Source organism: Streptomyces sp. NPDC088194, from assembly GCF_040702025.1.
Taxonomy (GTDB): domain Bacteria; phylum Actinomycetota; class Actinomycetes; order Streptomycetales; family Streptomycetaceae; genus Actinacidiphila.
Genome location: NZ_JBFBIV010000001.1, coordinates 172,932 through 193,518, shown reverse-complemented (window position 1 = coordinate 193,518; position 20,587 = coordinate 172,932). Strand labels below are relative to the sequence as shown.

Genomic DNA, 20,587 nt, shown 5'->3' with positions numbered 1-20,587 from the left:
GAGCTGGCGTGAGCAGCAACGAGAGCCTGGCCAACCTGCTGAAGGAGGAGCGGCGGTTTGCTCCCCCGAAAGAACTGGCCGCTGCGGCCAATGTCACCGCGGCCGCGTACGAACAGGCCAAGGCCGACCGGCTGGGCTTCTGGGCCGAGCAGGCCCGCCGTCTGACCTGGGAGACCGAGCCCACCCAGACACTTGACTGGTCGAACCCGCCGTTCGCGAAGTGGTTCGCCGACGGACGGCTGAACGTCGCCTACAACTGCGTGGACCGCCACGTCGAGGCCGGCCACGGCGACCGCGTCGCCATCCACTTCGAGGGCGAGCCGGGCGACAGCCGCGCGATCACGTACGCGGAGCTGAAGGACGAGGTGTCCCGCGCCGCCAACGCCCTGACGGAACTCGGCGTGCGCAAGGGCGACCGCGTCGCGGTCTACCTGCCGATGATCCCCGAGGCCGTGGTCGCGATGCTCGCCTGCGCCCGGATCGGCGCAGCGCACTCGGTGGTCTTCGGCGGCTTCTCGGCCGACGCCGTCGCCTCCCGCATCGACGACGCCGACGCGAAGCTGGTCATCACCGCCGACGGCGGCTACCGCCGGGGCAAGCCGTCCGCGCTCAAGCCCGCCATCGACGACGCGGTGTCCCGCACCCCGCAGGTCGAGCACGTCCTGGTGGTCCGCCGCACCGGCCAGGACGTGGAGTGGACTTCGGACCGCGACGTGTGGTGGCACGAGATCACCGGTCGCCAGTCCACCGAGCACACCCCCGAGGCGTTCGAGGCCGAGCAGCCGCTGTTCATCCTCTACACCTCGGGCACCACCGGTAAGCCGAAGGGCATCCTGCACACCTCCGGCGGCTACCTCACCCAGGCCAGCTACACCCACCACGCCGTCTTCGACCTCAAGCCGGAGACCGACGTCTACTGGTGCACCGCGGACATCGGCTGGGTCACCGGCCACTCGTACATCGTCTACGGCCCGCTCGCCAACGGCGCCACCCAGGTGATCTACGAGGGCACGCCCGACACCCCGCACCAGGGCCGGTTCTGGGAGATCGTGCAGAAGTACGGCGTCAGCATCCTCTACACCGCGCCGACGGCGATCCGCACGTTCATGAAGTGGGGCGACGACATCCCCGCGAACTTCGACCTGAGCAGCCTGCGCGTCCTGGGCAGCGTCGGCGAACCGATCAACCCCGAGGCGTGGATCTGGTACCGCGAGCACATCGGCGCCGGCAAGACGCCGATCGTGGACACCTGGTGGCAGACCGAGACCGGCGCCATGATGATCAGCCCGCTGCCGGGCGTCACCGAGACCAAGCCCGGCTCCGCGCAGACCCCGTTGCCCGGCATCGCGGCCACCGTCGTGGACGACGAGGCGAACGAAGTGCCCAACGGCTCCGGCGGCTACCTGGTCCTCACCGAGCCCTGGCCGTCGATGCTCCGCACCATCTGGGGCGACGACCAGCGCTACATCGACACCTACTGGTCCCGCTTCCCCGGCCGCTACTTCGCGGGCGACGGCGCGAAGAAGGACGAGGACGGCGACATCTGGCTGCTCGGCCGGGTCGACGACGTGATGCTGGTCTCCGGCCACAACATCTCCACCACCGAGGTCGAGTCCGCGCTCGTCTCGCACCCCAAGGTCGCCGAGTCCGCCGTGGTCGGCGCCGCCGACGCGACCACCGGGCAGGCCATCGTCGCGTTCGTGATCCTGCGCGGCACCGCCGAGGACAGCGCCGAACTCGTCGGCGAGCTGCGCGACCACGTCGGCAGGACACTCGGCCCGATCGCCAAGCCCAAGCGCGTCCTGATCGTCTCCGAGCTGCCCAAGACCCGCTCCGGCAAGATCATGCGCCGCCTGCTGCGCGACGTCGCGGAGAACCGCGCGCTGGGCGACGTCACCACCCTCACCGACTCCTCCGTCATGGACCTGATCCAGACCAAGTTGCCCTCCGCCCCCAGCGAGGACTGACCAGGCCGGTTAAGAGCCGTCAGAGCGTAGGAACCGTCACAACGTAAGAGCCCGTCACGGCCCAAGGGGCGCCCGCACTCCAGCAGTGCGGGCGCCCCTCGTCGTGGTCCCCCTCGCCCCTTCACCCGTCCGGGTTAAGCTGACCCCGCGTCGCCGCACCATGGCGACGAGACTTATGGGCGCGCCGGGAAGTCTGGTCGGCACACAGGACAACTGTGTCCACAGCCGGCTACGACGCCCAGGAGGCCACCCCCCGTGACCGAGCAGCCGCGCCGCCGCTCCTCAGTCCTCTTCGGCCGTCTCCCGCTGCCCGAACGGAACTTCGTCGCCGACGCCCTGCGCACCGAGACCGTCGGCGGCATCCTGCTGCTGCTCGCCGCCGTCATCGCCCTCATCTGGGCGAACACCCTCCACCACAGCTACGAGTCCACCGCGCACTTCCACTTCGGCCCGTCCGCGCTCGGCCTGCGCCTGTCCGTCGCGCACTGGTCGGCGGACGGCCTGCTCGCCATCTTCTTCTTCGTCGCCGGCATCGAACTCAAACGCGAACTCGTCGCGGGCGAACTGCGCGAACCGGCCAAGGCCGCGCTTCCCGTCATCGCCGCCCTGTGCGGCATGGCCGCGCCCGCGCTCGTGTACACCGTGGTGGCCGCCGCGGGCGGCGGCGCGCTCAAGGGCTGGGCGGTGCCCACCGCCACTGACATCGCCTTCGCGCTCGCCGTCCTCGCCGTGCTCGGCACCGCACTGCCCTCGGCACTGCGCGCGTTCCTGCTCACCCTCGCCGTCGTCGACGACCTCTTCGCGATCCTGATCATCGCGATCTTCTTCACTTCCGGCCTCAACTACGCGGCCCTGGCCGGCGCGGCAGCGTGCCTGGTGCTGTTCTGGCTGCTGCAACGCGCCGGCGTGCACGGCTGGTACGTGTATGTCCCGCTCGCGCTCGTCACCTGGGCCTTGATGTACAACAGCGGCGTCCACGCCACGATTTCGGGCGTCGCCATGGGCCTGATGCTGCGCTGTACCCGCCAGGGCGACGAGCAGCACCCGCCGGCCGAGCGCGTCGAGCACCTGGTGCGGCCGCTGTCGGCGGGCCTGGCCGTACCCCTGTTCGCGCTGTTCGCAGCGGGCGTGTCGATCTCCGGCGGTGCGCTCGCCGACGTGTTCCACCGCCCGGAGACCCTCGGCGTCGTCCTCGGCCTGGTCTGCGGCAAGACCATCGGGGTGTTCGGCGGCACCTGGCTGGCGGTCCGCTTCACCCGCGCGGAGCTGAACCCGGACCTGCGCTGGCCGGACGTCCTGGCGCTCGCGACGCTGTCCGGCATCGGCTTCACCGTCTCCCTGCTGATCGGCGAACTCGCCTTCGCCGCCCACCCGAAGCTCGCCGACGAGGCCAAGGCCGCCGTGCTGGTCGGCTCGGTGATCGCGGCCGTGCTGGCCGCGGTCCTGCTCAAACTGCGCAACGACAGATACCGGAAGCTGACCACGGAGGAGGAGCGGGACGACGACGGGGACGGCATCCCCGACATCTACGAGCAGGACCAACCCGCGTACCACATGCGGATGGCCGAGATCCTGGAGCGCCAGGCCGCCGAGCACCGCAGGCTCGCCGCGCTCGCCCGGCGGCGGCGGGCGGGCGGCCCTGACGGCACGTAAGGCATGATCGGGGGCAGACATTCCCTTGTCCGGACCACACCACCCGCGAGCGAAGCGGTGCGACGACCACGGAGGACTCGATGAGCCCAGCCTCGAACGGTGACGAGCGCAGCCTCGGCGAGCTGTTCTCCGCCGCCACGACGGAGCTGTCCGCCCTGGTGCACGACGAGATCGCGCTGGCCAAGACCGAGATCCGGCAGGACGTGAAGCGCGCCACGATCGGCAGCGGCGCGCTCATCGTGGCGCTGGCGCTCTGCCTGTTCGCGGTACCCATGGGCTGCATGGCACTGGCGTACGTCATCCACCGCACCGGACTGCCGCTCGACGCGTCGTTCGGCATCGTGTGCGGTGCCTTCGTGGTCCTCGGCGTGCTGCTCGCCGCACTGGCGTACGGCCGGTTCAAGAAGGTGAAGAAGCCGGAGCGTTCCATCGCCTCGGCCAAGGAGACCGCCGCGGTGCTGCAGAAGGCCAAGCCGCGCCCGCGCGAGCTCGGTCCGCAGGACGCCGAGCCGCTGGGCGCCACCGTCGCGGCTCCCGCGCTCGAATCGAAGATGTGACACGCTCGACACCATGAACCTCCCCGCCGGCTCGCCCAGCCAGCCCAACCGGCCCGTCCCGGTGCCGGACGCGACGGACCGGAGCGGGCCGGGCGGCGCGGAGCTCGGCCGCGGCGGCCAGGTACCCCGCCTCGACGGACCCTGGACCCACCGCGAGGTGGCCGCGAACGGCGCCCGCTTCCACATCGCCGAGGCCGGCGACGGCCCGCTGGTGCTCCTGCTGCACGGCTTCCCGCAGTTCTGGTGGGCCTGGCGGCACCAGCTCACCGCGCTCGCCGACGCGGGCTTCCGCGCGGTCGCGATGGACCTGCGCGGGGTCGGCGGCAGCGACCGTACGCCCCGCGGCTACGACCCCGGCAACCTGGCACTCGACGTGACCGGGGTGATCCGCTCGCTCGGCGAGCCCGACGCCGCGCTGGTCGGCCACGACCTGGGCGGATACCTGGCCTGGACCGCCGCCGCGATGCGGCCGAAGCTCGTACGTCGGCTGGCCGTCTGCTCGATGCCGCACCCACGACGCTGGCGGGCCGCGATGCTCACCGACCTGCGGCAGAGCAGGTCGGGCGGCTACATCTGGGGCTTCCAGCGGCCCTGGGTGCCCGAACGGCAACTCGTCGCCGACGACGCGGCACTGGTCGGCCAGATGATCCGGGACTGGTCGGGACCGCGGCCACTGGACGAGGAGTCGATCGACGTCTACCGCGAGGCCATGCAGATCCCGTCCACGGCGCACTGCGCGGTCGAGCCCTACCGCTGGATGGTGCGGTCGATGGCACGGCCGGACGGCCTCCAGTTCAACCGCCGGATGAAGCGCCCGGTGCGCGTGCCCACCCTGCAGATGCACGGCTCGCTCGACCGGGCGGTCGGCACCAGGAGCGTGGCAGGCAGCGGGGAGTACGTCGAGGCGCCCTACCGCTGGCGGCTCTTCGACGGCCTCGGGCACTTCCCGCACGAGGAGGACCCGGTGGCCTTCTCGACCGAGCTGGTCAACTGGCTCAAGGACCCGGAACCGGACCGCTGAACCGGCGTGATACGGCCGCACTACGGCCACATTGCGACAGTACGATGATCGCCAAAATGCCGGGCGCATAAGCCAATCGGACGACCCGAGGGCGATTACCGACCTATCGGCGCGGGCACGTAGCTCCGTATGGGTTCGACGCACGACTACCGTGACGTATCACGCACTCACCGCAGCTTCGCAGCCGCCGACCGGGTCCCGATGACGCTGATCCCCTCGGGGGCCGGCCGTCTCGGTATCCCCCGCATACTCGGCCGCCGGGCCCGCTGGGTCAGCGCTCGGCTGCGCCATGTGAAGGAATGAGACCGCGGGTCCGCGTCACAGCGCGCACCCCTCGGTGTCCACCTGCCGGTTCGCGGTACGCCCGGCCGTGACGTCCGGGGCCACCTCGGCGGCGGTCAGCGCGTAACCGGTGTGCGAGTCGTCCAGGGACTTCGCGAAGACCACCCCGGCGACCTCGCCGTCGGTGGTCAGCAGCGGACCGCCGGAGTTCCCCGCCCGGACCGTCGCGTACAGCGAGTACACGTCGCGGTGCACGGTGCCGCGGTGGTAGATGTCCGGCCCGCTGGCCTTGATGCGGTCCCGAATCCGGGCGGCGCGCACGTCGAAGGGGCCGTTCTCGGGGAAGCCCGCCACGATGGCGTCGTCGCGGCTCTGCTCGCTCGTGGTGGCGAAGTGGAGCGCGGGCGCGTCCAGCCCGGGCACGTCGAGGACGGCGATGTCGCGCTGCCAGTCGTAGAGGACCACGCGGGCGTCGTGCAGCCGGCCCTTGCCGCCGACCTGCACGGTGGGCTCGGAGACGCCGCCGACGACGTGCGCGTTGGTCATCACCCGGTCCTTGGCGAAGACGAAGCCCGAGCCCTCCAGCACCTTCCCGCAGCTCGGGGCGGTGCCGACGACCTTGACGATGCTGGGGCGGGCATCGGCCACCGCGGGGCTGCCGACCAGCGCGGGGTCGGGGGCGGGCACCGAGGTGATCGGCTCGGAGCCGAACGTGCCGAAGACCTGCGGCAGGCCGTTCTGCGCCAGGGTGTCGCTGAAGTCGGTGAACCAGGTGTCGGCCGACGGCGGCATCACCCGGGACACCCCGATCAGCACCTTCGACGACCGCACCTCGCGCCCTATCGTCGGCAGCGTCGTGGTCGCCAGCGCGCTGCCGATCAGCCACGCCACCAGCAGCATCGCCAGCACGTTGACCAGGGCGCCGCCGCCCGCGTCCAGGGTTCTGGCCGGGGACCAGGTGATGCGGGTGCGCGCCTTGTTGCCCAGGTGCGTGGTGAACGCCTGCCCCACCGACGCGCACACGATCACGATCACGACCGCGGACATCACCGCGGCCGAGCCCGGGGTCGCATGGTCCGTCGCCTTGTCCCACAGCAGCGGCAGCAGGTAGACGGCGGCCAGGCCGCCGCCGAGGAAGCCGATCACCGACATGACGCCGACGACGAAGCCCTGCCGGTAGCCGATCACGGCGAACCACACAGCGGCGAGGATGAGCAGGATGTCCAGCACGTTCACGGGGAACACGGTCTCACGTCGGCCTGAGCGCGTGGGGCGGTACGGCCCCGCCGGTCCGGTCCGCGCACACGGACGGGCCCGGCGGCCATGCGGTGCGGATACGGTCCGCCGCTAGGCCAGCGGCACGGTGCGCTCCCGGTCCCAGGGCCGCTCCCAGCCCGCGTAGTGCAGCAACTTGTCGATCAGGCCGGCGGTGAAGCCCCACACCAGGGCGCCCTGGACGAGGAAGGCCGGGCCGCGGAAACCGCTGGGGTGCACGAGAGTCGCACGGTTGGCCGGATCGGTGAGATCCGTCACGGGAACCCGGAAGGCGCGAGCGGTCTCCGCGGGGTCGACCGCGCGGATCGGGCTCGGCTCGCGCCACCAGCCCAGCACCGGAGTGACCACGAAACCGCTCACCGGGATGTAGAGCCGCGGCAGGACGCCGAAGAGCTGCACGCCCGCCGGGTCGAGGCCGGTCTCCTCCTCGGCCTCGCGCAGCGCCGCCCGCAGCGGGCCCTCGCCGTCCGGGTCGCCGTCCTCGGGGTCGAGCGCGCCGCCCGGGAAGGACGGCTGACCCGCGTGCGAACGAAGCGCCGCGGAACGCTCGATGAGCAGCAGGTCAGGCCCCTGATCGCCCTCGCCGAACAGCACGAGCACGGCCGACTGCCGCCCCCCTCCGTCGGGCGGCAGGAAACTGCTGAGCTGCTCGGGCCGCACGGTGTCGACGGCCTCGACCACCGGCTCCAGCCACTGCGGCAGCCCGCCGGCGCTGACGTCCACCTTCGACGCGCCGGCCTCCCAGGACCGCGTCATGAGGCGCCCAGCGGGGGCGCGGGCTGCCCCGGGTAGTCCGGCGGCGGGTTCAGCCGCTGCCCGGGGAAGCCGCCCTTCTCGTACTTCAGCAGCTTCTTCGCCTTCTCCGGGTCCATCTCGCCCTCGCCGTACGACGGGCAGAGCGCGGCGATCGGGCACACCCCGCAGGCGGGCTTGCGGGCGTGGCACATCCGGCGGCCGTGGAAGACGACGCGGTGCGACAGCATCGTCCAGTCCGACTTGGGGAAGAGCGCGGCCACATCCCGCTCGACCTCCTCGGGGTCCTGCGAGGTGGTCCAGCCGAAGCGGCGCGAGAGCCGGCCGAAGTGGGTGTCCACGGTGATGCCGGGCACCCCGAACGCGTTGCCCAGCACCACGTTCGCGGTCTTGCGGCCGACGCCGGGCAGCTTCACCAGGTCGGCCAGGCGGCCGGGCACCTCGCCGCCGAACTCGTCCCGCAGCGCGGCGGACAGGCCCAGCACGGACCTCGTCTTGGCCCGGAAGAAGCCGGTCGGCCGCAGGATCTGCTCCAGGTCCGCCGGGTCGGCCGCCGCCATGTCCGCCGCCGTCGGGTACTTCGCGAACAGCGCGGGCGTCGTCTGATTGACCCGCAGGTCGGTGGTCTGCGCGGACAGCACCGTGGCGATCAGGAGCTGGAACGGGTTCTCGAAGTCCAGCTCCGGATGTGCGTACGGATACACCTCGGCGAGTTCGCGGTTGATCCGGCGGGCCCTGCGGACCTTCGCTACCTGGGACTCCGTCTTGGGGGCCTTGCCGACCTTGCTCTCTGCCATGTACGAAGGCTACGCCGAAGGTCCGACAGCGTGGGACCGGTCACACCGGTGCCTTCCGAGGTCGGCTCCGGTAGCGTGTTCGCTGACAGCGGAACACCCCGTGGTGGCCACTCGTTCGGCGGCAGCGCCGCCCCTAACCACGGAATTCCGACCGCCAATCGGACCCCCGCGGCACGGCGCCGCGCACACATAAGACAAACTTGTGATTGATCGCACTGTTTCTCGTGTCATGCATCATGGGGACAGCCCGGCGGACAACCCGGTGATGTCGACAGTCGACAAGGAGAGAGCTCGTGGACGACGTTCTGCGCCGTGCCCCGCTTTTCGCGGCGCTCGACGACGAGCAGGCCGCTGAACTGCGTGCCTCCATGACCGAGGTCACGCTGGCGCGTGGCGACGCGCTGTTCCACGAGGGTGACCCCGGGGACCGGCTGTACGTCGTGACCGAGGGCAAGGTGAAACTGCACCGCACCTCGCCCGACGGCCGGGAGAACATGCTGGCCGTGGTGGGCCCCGGCGAGTTGATCGGCGAGCTGTCGCTCTTCGACCCCGGTCCGCGCACCGCCACGGGCACCGCGCTCACCGAGGTGAAGCTGCTCGGCCTGGGCCACGGCGACCTCCAGCCCTGGCTGAACGTACGGCCCGAGGTCTCCACCGCGCTGCTGCGCGCGGTCGCCCGGCGCCTGCGCCGCACCAACGACGTCATGTCCGACCTGGTCTTCTCCGACGTGCCCGGCCGTGTCGCCAAGGCCCTGCTGGACCTGTCCCGCCGCTTCGGCGTGCAGTCCGAAGAGGGCATCCACGTCGTGCACGACCTCACCCAGGAGGAGTTGGCGCAGCTCGTCGGCGCCTCCCGCGAGACCGTGAACAAGGCGCTCGCCGACTTCGCCGGCCGCGGCTGGCTGCGGCTGGAGGCTCGCGCGGTCATCCTCCTCGACGTGGAGCGGCTCGCGAAGCGCAGCCGGTAGCCGGTGGCTGGCTTCCGGTAGCCGGTCTGCGGCAGCAGCAGGCCCCCGGTGGGGCCGTCGTATCCGAGCCGGAACGCGGCCCGCGGCCGTCCCCGGTGAGGTCGCCCTTACCGTTCGCGCCGGTGCCCATCGATGGATGGGCACCGGCGCTTTGGTTTGCCCTCGGGCGGAGTCACCAGGCGAGTTGGCCGATCTCGTCCGCCACGGCCGTACACGCGTCGCTCGACGGGTCGATCAGCGGGAAGTGGCCGGTGGCCGGCAGCCACGCCACGGTGGGCTCCTCCCCCGCCGCTCCGGCGGCACGGGCGAAAGCCGCGCTGACCTGCGGCGGAACCTCATTGTCAGTGGTGCCGTGCACGATGGTGGTGGCGATGCCGGTGGGAAGCAGCGCGGCCGGGTCGGCGTGGGGCAGGCGGTCGGTGGCGTGGTCCGGTCCGCCGAGGAGGTCCAGCACCGCACCGGAGCAGACGCGCAGCCGGATCGCCGAGGTGAAGTCGGCGATCGGGGCGAGGGCCACGACACCGCGGAGGGCTGGAGGTGCGGGGCGGTGCCAAGGGGAGTCGGCGGGCAGCAGGTGACGGGCGGCGGCCCACAGCGCGAGGTGGCCGCCCGCGCTGTGCCCGGTGAGCACGATGCGGCGGGGGTCGACGGTGTCCTCGCCGAGGGCGTCGCGGGCGAGCGCGGGCAGGGCGTCCATCGCGGCGGCGACGTCGTCGAAGGTGTCGGGCCAGCGGCCGGCGGGCGGAAGCGCAGGCTCGGCGGTCTCCGCCTGGACCTCCGCCTGCCGGGGCAGTTGCCTGCCGTTGCCCGGCGGGACGCCGGGTGCCTCCGGACCACCCGTTGCACCACCTGGTGCGCCGCCCGCCGCGCCGCCCGTACCGCCGCGGCGGTATTCGACCGACGCCACCGCCAGCCCGCGCGCCGCGAGATGCGCGGCGAGCGGGGAGACGTGGGTGCGGTCGTGGGCCTCCCGCCAGGCGCCGCCGTGCAGCAGCGCCACCAGGGGTGCCGGGCGGGCGGTACCGGCCCCGGCGGGCCGGTAGAAGTCGACCACCTGGTCGGGGTGGGCGCCGTAGGACGCGGTGGCGTCCGGGGGCACGGGGTCGTGGCCGAACGCCGATGCCTCCTCGGCCGCCGCCCGGTCGGCGGGCTGGGGCGAGGGTGGGCGGGGCGCGGCAGCGGTCATCGGTTACGGGTTCCCTTCGCGGTCGCCGTCGGGGTGGCCGTCGGGTCGGATATCGGTGCCGGCGCCCGGGCGGGCACCAGCGTGGGTGGAGTCGCGTTCCTCAAGGATGTCGGCCAGCACACGGGCGGCGCGCCAGGCGTCCACGTAGCGGGTGTAGAGCGGGGTGAAGCCGAAGCGCAGCACATCGGGCGGCCGGAAGTCGCCCACGACGCCGCGTGCGATCAGCTCGCGCATCACCTCGCCGGCGTCCGCGCAGCGCAGCGACACCTGGCTGCCCCGTTCCGTGTGTTCCCCGGGCGTCATGGCCCGCAGCTGTCCGGCGGGGGCGGCCGCGGCCACGCAGTCGAGGAAGAAGTCGGTCAGGGCGAGGCTCTTGGCGCGCACATCGGCGAGCGCGACGCCTTCCCAGACGTCGAGGGCCGCGTCCAGCGCGAGCAGCGACAGGATCTCCGGCGTGCCCACGCGTCCGCGCGGCGCGCCCTCGGCGGCCACGTACTCGCGGGCCATGCCGAAGGGGTCGGCATGCGAGTTCCAGCCGGGCAGCGGGGAGTCGAAGCGGGGCTGGTGCTCGGCTCGCACGTAGAGGTAGGCCGGCGCGCCCGGGCCGCCGTTGAGGTACTTGTAGGTGCAGCCGACCGCGAGGTCCACTCCGTCGGTGTCCAGAGCGACCGGCAGGGCCCCGGCGCTGTGGCACAGGTCCCATACGGCCAGTGCCCCGGCCGCGTGCAGGGCGGCGGTGACGGCGGGCAGGTCGTGCAGCCGGCCGGTGCGGTAGTCCACGTGGTTGACGAGAGCGACGGCGGTGCGGGCGCCGGCCGCCTCGGCGATCCCGCCCGCGGGCACGGCCCGCACGGTCCGGCCGGTGAGACGGGCCGCGGACTGCGCGATGTAGCCGTCGGTGGGGAAGGTGGCGGCGTCGACCAGGATCTCATCGCGGTCCTGGGGGGCCATGCGGACGGCGGCGACCAGCGCCTTGAAGACGTTGACGCTGGTGGAGTCGCCGACCACGACCTGCCCCGGCGCGGCGCCGATCAGCGGAGCGATCCGGTCGCCGATCCGCTCGGGCGCCGTCCACCAGCCGCTCTCCTCCCAGGAGCGGATGCGCAGTTCGCCCCACTCACGGCCGATCACCTCGGTCAGCCGCGGCAGCACCGTGGTGGGCAGCGCGCCCAGCGAGTTGCCGTCGAGGTAGACGGTGCCTCCCCCACGGCCTTCGGCAGGGGAGCCGAGGAAGAAGCGGTCCCTGACAGGCGCGAGCGGGTCGGCGGCGTCAAGGGCGGCGGCGCGGTCGGCGAGCGCGTCCAGGGCGAGGGCGGCGGGGACGGCAGGGACGTCAGACATGGCTGCGCGCCGTCCACAGCTCGGGGAAGACGTTCTTCGTGGCGCGTTTCTCCAGCCAGGCCACCCCCGCCGAGCCGCCGGTGCCGGCCTTGGCGCCCATCGCGCGCCGGGTCGCCACGAGGTGGTCGTTGCGCCAGCGCCAGACGAGTTCGGCGACGTCGGTGAGGAGTTCACCGAGTCGGATCAGGTCGGAGTCCTGGTCGTCGTCCGCATAGACGGCCTGCCAGGCGGCCTCGACCTCCGGGTGCGGCTCGTAGCGCAGCGCCGGATCGCGGTCGAGCACCGCGGCGGGCAGGTCGTAGCCGCGGCGGGCCAGCAGCCGCAGCACCTCGTCGTAGAGGCTCGGCTCGGTGAGGGCCTTCTCCAGTTCGGCGTGCGCGCTGGGGGTACCGCGGTGCGGGACGATCATGGACGCGGACTTGTCGCCGAGCAGGAACTCCAGGCGGCGGTACATCGCGGACTGGAAGCCGGAGCCCTCGCCGAGGGCGGACCGGTAGGCGTTGAACTGGGCGGGGGTGAGGTGGGCGATCGGTTTCCAGGAGGCGTTGAGCGACTCCAGCTCCGGCAGGCTGCGGAGCAGCGCGGCCCTGGCCGTCGGCAGGTCGTCCTGACGCAGAGCCGCGGCCGCGGTGGTCCACTCGTGTACCAGGAGGGTGAACCACAACTCCATCACCTGGGTGGTGACCAGGAAGGCCATCTCTCCGGGTTCGTCGGAGAGCGGGTGCTGCAGGTGGGTGAGGACGGACGCCTGCACGTAGTCCTCGTAGGGCGTGCTGCCTTCGAACGACAGGTTCGGGGTCGCCGCCTCGTCGGTCGGTGCGTCGGACATGGTTCTACCTCCATCGTGTCCCGGGGTCACCGGGCCTGTGCCGCGATCATCTGCGGTGCGGACAGATCCGGCAAGAGCCGACGGCGATGGGCGGAGGTGTGGCGCCGCGCGGCGGGGTGGCCGATGCGGCGGACCGTTCAGGTGGTGGGCGGGCCCTGGATGTAGTGGCCGTCCGTGTCGTACGGCCAGGCGTTGGCCTTGCAGCCGTGCAGGCCCTTGATCTGCTGCATCATCACGGGGGCGAGTTTGCCGGGGCCGGGGCAGCCCTCGTGGCCGTGGCCGATGCGGTGGCCGACCTCGTGGTTGATGATCAGGGCGCGGTAGTCGTGGATCGGGCCGCTGAACTCCGGCGAGCCGAGCATCCAGCGCTTGAGGTTGACCACGACGGTCGCGCCGGGCGGCTGTGCTGATGTCGGCCGTGGCGGCCCTTTGCTGCCAAGGCTCCCCCTGAAGGCGTCGGCAGCCGGAACCGCGGCCCCGGCCCCCCGTGGCGCTTCCGAGCTGCGTGTCGGCGTCATGCCTACGCTCGGGCTGTCCCGGACGTAGTGATGCCGCCCTGCGGTGAGGACGGCATGGACACGATCGCACATGGATACGTGAATATGCCACGAGTCAACCGACTGTTGCCGAACCGCGACATTTGGGCAGGTCAGCGGCGGTAATCGTGACGGGAGGGGAGGGGCGTCGGGAGACGAGGGGAGAAAACGGGGGGCGCTGGACCGCCCTGCTGGGGCCGCTCCGGGCGGTGCCGGGGTGAGCCACCCCGGCACCCTCCCGGCACCTCCCAACACCGCCCTGGCACCGGGCATACCGGTGTGAGGGGCGGACCGGTGGGTCAGCCCAGCGTGTCCGCGGCGGTCGGCGAGCTGTCCCGCAGGAAGGTGGTGCAGCGGTCGTACTCCTCCTGCTCGCCGATGCCCTGAGCGGCCCGGGCCAGCGCGTGCAGGGCGCGCAGGAAGCCGCGGTTCGGCTCGTGCTCGAACGGTACGGGGCCGTGGCCACGCCATCCGGCCCTGCGCAACGCGTCCAGACCGCGGTGGTAGCCGGTCCGCGCGTAGGCGTAGGACTCCACCACCCGGCCGCCTTCGAACGCGTCGTCGGCGAGCTGCGCCCAGGCGAGCGAGGAGGACGGGTACTTCGCCGCCACCTCGGCGGGCGCGGCACCGGAGGCGAGCAGTTCACGCGGCTCCGGGTCGTCGGGCAGGTGGGTGGGGGCGGGACCCCCGAGCAGGTTCTCGTGATTGGCCATGGGTTCCAGTCTGCCCGAGTGGGCAGGCAGAAGGCCCCCGGCAGCTGCCGGGGGCCTCGATTCCGCACGGCTCCCGCCGCGTCGCGAGCGCCGAACCAGGCGCGCCCGACTGTTACTTGCGGCGGTTGCCCGCCGAACGCAGGTCCTGGGCGGCGACGACGACGCGCGCGGCCATCCCGGCCTCGGCGGCCTTGCCCCACACCCGCGGGTCGTACGCCTTCTTGTTGCCGACCTCGCCGTCGACCTTCAGCACACCGTCGTAGTTGCTGAACATGTGGCCGGCGACGGGACGGGTGAACGCGTACTGGAGGTCGGTGTCGATGTTCATCTTGACCACGCCGTTCTCCAGCGCCTCGTTGATCTCGTCGGTCGTCGAGCCGGAGCCGCCGTGGAAGACGAAGTCGAACGCGTTGGCCTTGCCGTACTTCTGCGCCACGGCGTCCTGGAGTTCCCGGAGGATGCCCGGGCGCAGCACCACGTTGCCCGGCTTGTAGACGCCGTGCACGTTGCCGAAGGAAGCGGCCAGCAGGTAGCGGCCGTTCTCGCCGAGGCCGACGGCCTCCACGGTGCGGAAGGCGTCGTCGACGGTGGTGTAGAGGGAGTCGTTGATCTCGTGGGAGATGCCGTCCTCTTCACCGCCGGTCGGGGTGATCTCCATCTCCAGGATGATCTTCGCCTTGACCGCCTCGGCCAGCAGCTCCTTGGCGATGGCGAGGTTGTCGTCCAGGGTCTCGGCGGAGCCGTCCCACATGTGCGACTGGAAGAGCGGGTTGCGGCCGGCGGCCACCCGCTCCTGGGAGATCTTCAGCAGCGGGCGGACGTACCCGTCGAGCTTGTCCTTGGGACAGTGGTCGGTGTGCAGCGCGACCGTGACCGGGTACTTCTCCGCGACGATGTGCGCGAACTCGGCGAGCGCGACCGCGCCGGTCACCATGTCCTTGCTGTACTGGCCACCGAGGAACTCCGCGCCGCCCGTGGAGATCTGGATGATGCCGTCGCTCTCCGCCTCGGCGAGGCCGCGCAGGGCCGCGTGCAGGGTCTGCGACGACGTGACGTTGATGGCCGGGTAGGCGAAGTTGCCGGCCTTCGCCCGGTCGAGCATCTCGCCGTAGACCTCGGGGGTTGCGATGGGCATCGTTTCCGCTCCTCATGACTGTGCGGGTGGTACTGCTGGCATGCGTGGCGACGTCATCGTCGCCCTTATCTTCCCAGACTCGAACGAATACACCACCTCGCCGTACCCGGGGCCCGCGGTGGGCGGGCCACGCACACGCGAAGGCTCCTGGGATGTTTCACGTGAAACATCCCAGGAGCCATGAAATCCCAGGTCAGGACGGGTGCTCCGGTCTCAGCGGGTGCTCCGGCCTCAGCGGGCGCTCGCGTCTCGCACGCTCAGGTCTCGGGCGGTCAGGACAGCTCGAGGTCCGCGAGCGAGTACGCCGCCAGGTAGGGCAGGCCCGCCTCGGCGACCTTCGCGGCGGCGCCCCGGTCGACGATCACCGCGACGGCCACGACCTCGCCGCCGGCCTCGCGGACCGCCTCGACCGCGGTGAGCGGTGAACCACCGGTGGTGGAGGTGTCCTCCACCACCAGCACCCGGCGGCCCTTGACGTCGGTGCCCTCGATGCGGCGCTGGAGCCCGTGGGTCTTGGTGGCCTTGCGCACCACGAACGCGTCCAGCCGCTGCCCGCGGGCGGCGGCCGCGTGCAGCATCGACGTGGCCACCGGGTCGGCGCCCAGGGTGAGTCCGCCCACCGCGTCGAACTCCAGGTCCGCGGTCAGGTCGAGCATCACCTGGCCGGCGAGCGGGGCGGCCTGTCCGTCCAGGGTGATCCGGCGCAGGTCGATGTAGAAGTCGGCTTCGAGGCCCGAGGAGAGGGTCACCTTGCCGTGCACGACGGCCTTGTCCTTGATCTGCCGCAGGAGGGCGGTGCGTACGTCGCTCATACGGATGAGATTAGCCGAGCGACAGGCATGGGTATGTTCCGAGCAGAAGGGCGGAAGCGGGTCCCGGGAGCCGGGCGAACCGCCGGTCCAGTCGCCGGGCCGACGCTCCGACCGGCCATTACCCCGGTCCCGTCAGCCGACCTTCTGCCAGCTCCACACCGTGCTGATCTCCAGCGGGTCGATCGGGGTGACCAGGCGGGGTCGCGTGTTCAGGCCGTTGGGCGGGCCTGACTGCGGCTCCACGCACACCGCTTCGGGCTGCTCGGTGTAGACGACGACCCACTCGCTCGGGCTGCTGACCCGCACCGTCATCTCCCCGGGCCAGTTCAGGGTGACGTCCACACCGTCCGGCATCCCGAAGCAGTCGTCCCACGGGCCGGGCTTGGGGTCGATGCGGTTGCCGTTGGGCAGGTGGTTGTCGCCGCGCTCCTCCTGCCATGCGGCGCTGAACGCCAACTCGACGTCCTGGCCGCCCTGACCGAGGTTGCGCAGCCACCACGGGTGCCAGCCGGCCTGCGCCGGGAAGGAGTCGCCGCGTGCCTCCACGCTCAGCGACAGCTTCACGGAGTGCGGGGCGAGCTCGATGGTGTGCGTGACGCGGCCGGGATACGGCCACGGGTCGGCGAGGTCGTAGTAGTAGGCCGCGGTGGTCTGCGTCGCCGGGGACGCCTCGTGCCAGGCGGAGTGCCGTCCGGTGCCGTGGATCGCGTGCGGCGGCGCGTCGATCGGGAGCTGGTGGGTCACCCCGCCGTTGCGGAACACGCCGTTCTCGGTGCGGCCGCACCACGGCACCATCAGGAAGGCGCCGAATTTCTCGCCCTGGCGCAGGAGTTCGGTCCCGCCGACCTTCAGCGAGGCGATCCGGCAACCGTGCTCGGGCTGCAAGGTCAGTTCGGCGTCGCCCGCCGTCAGTTTCGTTTCAGTCTCCACGGAAGCGAGCGTAGCGGCCGTGATGCCGTCGACTCACGCGCGCTCGCCCGGGTTCGCCGTCGGAGCGACCCCGTATCACCTGCGGCGGCGCAGCACCCTGCCCACCACGACCGCCGACGCCAGCAGTGCCGCGGCCGCCGGCGCCGCCCACCGCAGCGTCGCCGCCGAGGTGGCGTCCGGCGCGGGCACCGGCGCGTACCGGCCGCGCGGCGGCGCGTGGTCGACCTCCTCCGCGCTGCGCCCGATCATCGTCCGCCGGGCGTGCGCGGCCTCGGCGGGCGGCACCAGGTCGTCCAACGCGGCGGCGCTCTCCGGGACGTCCACCTCGACCTCGACGAGTTCGAACTCCTCCAGTTCGGGGCTCGGGTCACCGAGGTCGTCCACGACGTCGGGCTCCTCGGAGGCCGGCTCATCGGGGTCGGGGTCGGCCGGTGCGGGGTCGGCGGTGGGGTCTTCGGCGGTACGGTCCGCGGCGGCGGGCGCGGGGCTCCCGGAGTCGGCGGTCTCGGTGGGGTCGGCCGCCGCGGCCAGTTCGGCGATGCCCGCGGAGAAGCGGTCAAGCAGACGCCGGACCGCGGCGTCGGCCACCGCCGGGTCGTAGGACGCGAGCCGGCCGTTCGCGGTCGCCTCGCCTCGGTACTCCACGGTCGTGCCCGGTTGGGGCAGTTCCGTGTCCGTCAGCGTGATCCGCGCGCTGACCTCGACCACGCCGTCGCCGCGCACCTCCGTGCCGCGGGCCTCCAGCGTGAACGGCGGGGCGTCACCCTTGACGGTGACGAATCCGCGGTACGTGATGGTGGAGCCGGCGATGCGCAGTCGCAGCCTCCCCCGCGCCACGCGCTCGCCCTCCGTCGCGTCCGGGTCCGGCTGCCATCCCGGCAGCGCGGACGCCACTGCGCCCGGGGTACGGAACGTTTCCGCCACCCGGGCGGACGGGGTCGGGACGAAAGACTCGTGCTCCATGCGGCGGAGCCTACCCACGTGCGGCCGTGATGACGGCTCCCTGTGCGGTTTTCCTCCGCCCGCCCGCCCCTCCCCACCCGCCGCTACTCCGCCCGGCTGCTTTCCCCTCCCCCACGGTCCCCGTCAACCGCGCCGGCCCACCCCCACGAACGGGGGTGCACTATCTTCGGTTCTGCCCGATTAACTATATAAAGAGCAGTATGGGAAATATGTGGCTGGGGTCAGCAGCCGGAAGAGCTGTGCCTCTCGCCCCCGCCTTCGCCGTCACTTTCGTCCTGACGGGCCTATCTCTCACGGGATGCAGCTCGCCCCAAGGACACCCGGTCCAACCGACACCGACCACGTCACCCGTCCACAGCAGGAACCCGGCCCGCAGTGAAGACGACCTGCGGCACGAAGCCGAGGCAAGTCTCACCCGGTCCTCACAGGTGAAGCTGCACTGGGTCGGCCCGGTGAAGGGTCCGACCGCCCTTCCGCGGACGGCGGTCGATCTCGAAGACGGTGGGTCCTACGTCGTGGAGGCGGCGTGCGCTGGGGTGGGGAGCCTGGGCTTCTCCCGGGTCACCGCAGTCCCGCACAGCGGCAACCCAACAGTGACCTGCAATCGCCATGTGCTGCGATACGCCTTCACCGGAGGCGATCTCATCTCCTTCGCCTTCCAGACGTACATGCCCGCCTCAGCAGTCCTCGCCTGGCAGGTTATCTCGGTCGCAGAGTGACTCGGTTCAGCCTTGCCCCATGATGTGCAAGTAGACCCGGTCATCGCCGAGTTTGGCGACCACGGCGGGGTCCTCCAGCCAACTTGAGTACGCACCCTGCTGTTGTGGCGTCATCTTGCTTGTGTCCACTTGCCCGTGGTTTCTTCTGATCGCCGCGACGAAGTCGTCCGCCGGTCCGGTGATGTAGCGCGGCCCATCATCAGGCGCGCCAGCAGAATATGGTTTTCCCGAAAAGGAGTGGCACTTGTCGACTTCTCCTGGGACGACGAATTTCACCTTAGGAATATTCGTGAAATTCGCGCCAACCAGCGCACCCACACTTGTGGCAAACGCGGACCTCCAAGTCGACTCCAGACGGGTGTTCTTGAGGCCCTTGATCCCCTCGATGAGGTCTGTCGGAGCCCGCTCCGGCGGAACCTGTACCTGCCGACCGACCCAGCCCTCCAGCAGACTGGTCGCATAGCCTTTGCCCTGCTCCTTGGCGAACTCCACGGCACCCTCCTCACCGCCAGCCGCAAGCCCCACCACTGTGAGAACAAGGTCCTTTCGGATCTTGGACATGTCGTCAGCCCACGCTTGCGCCTCATCTCCCAAGTTCTTCTCGGTCTCACCGAACGCGCTGCTGTAGAAGTTCTCGCTCAGGCCCATCTTGAAGCTGATGAAGTCGATCGACTCATCGGTACTACGGATAGCAGTGGACGTAAGCGCGGCAAGTTTGTTGCTGTAAGTCTCGAAGAGTGCGCTCATGCTTGCTGCTGCGTGGGGGTCGCGGATGGCCTCTTCCATGAAGGCTTTCCATACGGTGGGGTGGAGTTCGAGGCCGTCGCGGGTGGGGTCCTGGGAATTCGTGAAGGCGGTGGGGTTCCAGGTGGGGGCGGGCCAGAAGGCGTCCTGGGCCGGGGAGGTGATCGCGTATTGGAGGTCGTCCCAGTGCTGGGCGAGGATCTCGGAGAAGAGGAGGGAGACCGCGGGGTAGGGGTGGGTGGTCTGGAGGGCGGGGTCCTGGGTGTGGGCGAGGTTGGTGGTGAGGAGCCACGCGGTGTTGCGGTCGGAGAGGGTGGGGTGGGAGGCGCGGAGGGTGATCGTCGCGGCTTTGAGGGTGGCGGTGAAGGCGGCGATGCGGTCGGGGGTGGTGCTGCCGCCACCCGGGTAGAGGGCGTTGACGGCGATATCGGGCCGGAGGGCGATGAACTGGCCTGCGGCGAGTGGGTTCTTGGTGAGGGCGTTGAAGAGCTGGACGTAGTGGTCGGCGTGCCAGGGGTCGTCGGCGCCGGGGGAACCGGGCATGCGCGGGGTGACGCTGCGGTTCGGGTCGGTGGTGAAGGCACGGTCGGCGAGGGCCACGAGGAAGTCGGGGTCGTAGGTGCCGCTGTCGACGAGCGGGAGGAGGAGGTCGGGGCGGAACCCCTGGCCGGGGTCGTCGAAGCGGTCGAACCAGGTGGACCAGAAGGCGCGTTGGCCGGGCCGGGGGCGGGTGTCGGCGGCGATGCGGGTGAAGCCGCCGAAGGTGCGGGCCAGGACGTCGCGGTCGTGGGCGAGTTGGTCGGGGTGGTCGGGGTAGCGACGGTCGTAGGGGTTGCCGGACATGGAGTTGGAGAGTTGGGAGAGGCGGCGGGGGCCGAGGGAGGAGTAGAAGCCGCAGAGGAAGTCGCCGTCGTCGCCGCCCGCGGCGAGTGCGGTGAAGAGGGCTTCGGGTACGGCGCCGTCGTGGTCGGCCATCTGCCGGTCGAAGCGCTGGGCGAGGGCGCGCCCCTGGGCGGTGGCGCGGGCGGCGGCGCCCGGCGTGACCGCACTGTCGGGGAGATAGGTCAGCGTGCGCTGGGAGCCGTGTTCGCCGATGGCCACCGCGAGGCGCTGCCGGCGGCGGAGCAGGGGGAGTTCGCCGTCGGCCCAGCGGGAGATGGCGATCAGCCGGTCCAGCGGCCGGGTGTCGAGGCCGTAGCGGGTGAAGCGGGTACGGAAGCGCGTGGCGCTGTCGTGCAGCCGGTTCTTGTCGCGCTCAAGGGAGTTGATGGTGCCGGGCAGCTTGTCCGGGTCGATGCCGGAGAAGGTCGGCTGGTGCTCGGGGTGTCCCACGTGTCGTCCCAGGGTGCTGCCGTACGCGGGCACGCTCTCGCGGCGGGCCCGCGTACGTACGGTTCAAGGGGTGC

Annotated in this window: 18 protein-coding genes and 1 pseudogene; 6 read left to right on the top strand and 13 right to left on the bottom strand. The window is 71.4% G+C overall.

The window, feature by feature from the left end; translation table 11 throughout:
• The first annotated feature begins 8 nt into the window (after positions 1-8).
• From acs to AB0399_RS00775, 4 genes are all read left to right on the top strand, one after another.
• Positions 9-1,967: an acetate--CoA ligase gene (acs, locus tag AB0399_RS00790; RefSeq protein WP_366409790.1), complete on the top strand. Its 1,959-nt coding sequence runs from the start codon at positions 9-11 to the stop codon at positions 1,965-1,967.
• A 255-nt stretch (positions 1,968-2,222) separates the two neighbouring features.
• Positions 2,223-3,620 (top strand): Na+/H+ antiporter NhaA, encoded by a 1,398-nt coding sequence (nhaA, locus tag AB0399_RS00785; RefSeq protein WP_366409789.1) that lies wholly within the window; start codon positions 2,223-2,225, stop codon positions 3,618-3,620.
• 80 nt (positions 3,621-3,700) lie between these two features.
• Positions 3,701-4,177, top strand: coding sequence for a phage holin family protein (locus tag AB0399_RS00780; protein WP_329366362.1), 477 nt, complete (start codon positions 3,701-3,703; stop codon positions 4,175-4,177).
• A 13-nt stretch (positions 4,178-4,190) separates the two neighbouring features.
• Positions 4,191-5,198, top strand: a complete 1,008-nt coding sequence (locus AB0399_RS00775; RefSeq protein ID WP_329366364.1) for an alpha/beta hydrolase — start codon at positions 4,191-4,193, stop codon at positions 5,196-5,198.
• 318 nt (positions 5,199-5,516) lie between these two features.
• Here AB0399_RS00775 and AB0399_RS00770 read toward each other — a convergent pair whose 3' ends face one another.
• The 3 genes from AB0399_RS00770 to nth all read right to left on the bottom strand — a co-directional run bounded on the left by AB0399_RS00770 (position 5,517) and on the right by nth (position 8,305).
• On the bottom strand, positions 5,517-6,716 hold the full coding sequence (locus AB0399_RS00770; RefSeq protein ID WP_328467368.1) for a MarP family serine protease: 1,200 nt from the start codon (positions 6,714-6,716) through the stop codon (positions 5,517-5,519).
• A 111-nt stretch (positions 6,717-6,827) separates the two neighbouring features.
• Complete coding sequence (locus AB0399_RS00765) at positions 6,828-7,511, bottom strand: CoA pyrophosphatase (RefSeq protein WP_329366366.1); 684 nt, start codon at positions 7,509-7,511, stop codon at positions 6,828-6,830.
• On the bottom strand, positions 7,508-8,305 hold the full coding sequence (gene nth / locus AB0399_RS00760) for an endonuclease III (protein ID WP_328467364.1): 798 nt from the start codon (positions 8,303-8,305) through the stop codon (positions 7,508-7,510). The genes AB0399_RS00765 and nth overlap by 4 nt, the downstream gene beginning before the upstream one ends.
• 293 nt (positions 8,306-8,598) lie before the next feature.
• On the opposite strand from nth, the gene AB0399_RS00755 reads away from it, so the two are divergent.
• Positions 8,599-9,273: a Crp/Fnr family transcriptional regulator gene (locus AB0399_RS00755; protein ID WP_103890795.1), complete on the top strand. Its 675-nt coding sequence runs from the start codon at positions 8,599-8,601 to the stop codon at positions 9,271-9,273.
• A gap of 172 nt (positions 9,274-9,445) precedes the next feature.
• On the opposite strand, the gene AB0399_RS00750 is transcribed toward AB0399_RS00755, so the two are convergent.
• The 9 genes and pseudogenes from AB0399_RS00750 to AB0399_RS00710 all read right to left on the bottom strand — a co-directional run bounded on the left by AB0399_RS00750 (position 9,446) and on the right by AB0399_RS00710 (position 17,718).
• Positions 9,446-10,459 carry an alpha/beta hydrolase gene (locus tag AB0399_RS00750; RefSeq protein WP_329366369.1) on the bottom strand — a complete coding sequence of 338 codons (1,014 nt, stop codon included), beginning with the start codon at positions 10,457-10,459 and terminating at the stop codon, positions 9,446-9,448.
• A gap of 3 nt (positions 10,460-10,462) precedes the next feature.
• Positions 10,463-11,800: a kynureninase gene (kynU, locus tag AB0399_RS00745; RefSeq protein ID WP_366409788.1), complete on the bottom strand. Its 1,338-nt coding sequence runs from the start codon at positions 11,798-11,800 to the stop codon at positions 10,463-10,465.
• Positions 11,793-12,629 (bottom strand): tryptophan 2,3-dioxygenase family protein, encoded by an 837-nt coding sequence (locus AB0399_RS00740; RefSeq protein ID WP_328467357.1) that lies wholly within the window; start codon positions 12,627-12,629, stop codon positions 11,793-11,795. Before AB0399_RS00740 ends, kynU begins: the two co-directional genes overlap by 8 nt.
• A gap of 137 nt (positions 12,630-12,766) precedes the next feature.
• Positions 12,767-13,024, bottom strand: a pseudogene (locus AB0399_RS00735) (DUF3152 domain-containing protein); the annotation flags it as partial.
• Positions 13,025-13,464: 440 nt separating this feature from the next.
• Entirely contained in the window at positions 13,465-13,878 is a 414-nt protein-coding gene (locus AB0399_RS00730; RefSeq protein WP_329366377.1) for a DUF3151 domain-containing protein, read from the bottom strand.
• A 112-nt stretch (positions 13,879-13,990) separates the two neighbouring features.
• Positions 13,991-15,013: a class II fructose-bisphosphate aldolase gene (fbaA, locus tag AB0399_RS00725; RefSeq protein ID WP_329366379.1), complete on the bottom strand. Its 1,023-nt coding sequence runs from the start codon at positions 15,011-15,013 to the stop codon at positions 13,991-13,993.
• Positions 15,014-15,285: 272 nt separating this feature from the next.
• On the bottom strand, positions 15,286-15,825 hold the full coding sequence (pyrE, locus tag AB0399_RS00720) for an orotate phosphoribosyltransferase (RefSeq protein ID WP_329366380.1): 540 nt from the start codon (positions 15,823-15,825) through the stop codon (positions 15,286-15,288).
• Between the two features lie 132 nt (positions 15,826-15,957).
• Positions 15,958-16,755 carry an aldose 1-epimerase gene (locus AB0399_RS00715; RefSeq protein ID WP_329366382.1) on the bottom strand — a complete coding sequence of 266 codons (798 nt, stop codon included), beginning with the start codon at positions 16,753-16,755 and terminating at the stop codon, positions 15,958-15,960.
• 75 nt (positions 16,756-16,830) lie between these two features.
• Entirely contained in the window at positions 16,831-17,718 is an 888-nt protein-coding gene (locus AB0399_RS00710) for a carbon monoxide dehydrogenase subunit G (RefSeq protein WP_366409787.1), read from the bottom strand.
• A gap of 428 nt (positions 17,719-18,146) precedes the next feature.
• Between AB0399_RS00710 and AB0399_RS00705 the strand changes: the two genes are divergently transcribed.
• Positions 18,147-18,437, top strand: a complete 291-nt coding sequence (locus AB0399_RS00705; protein WP_329366386.1) for a hypothetical protein — start codon at positions 18,147-18,149, stop codon at positions 18,435-18,437.
• A gap of 6 nt (positions 18,438-18,443) precedes the next feature.
• On the opposite strand, the gene AB0399_RS00700 is transcribed toward AB0399_RS00705, so the two are convergent.
• The gene (locus tag AB0399_RS00700) at positions 18,444-20,513 is read right to left on the bottom strand and encodes a hypothetical protein (RefSeq protein ID WP_366409786.1); all 2,070 of its coding nucleotides are present in this window, start codon (positions 20,511-20,513) and stop codon (positions 18,444-18,446) included.
• Between the last annotated feature and the right edge of the window lie 74 nt (positions 20,514-20,587).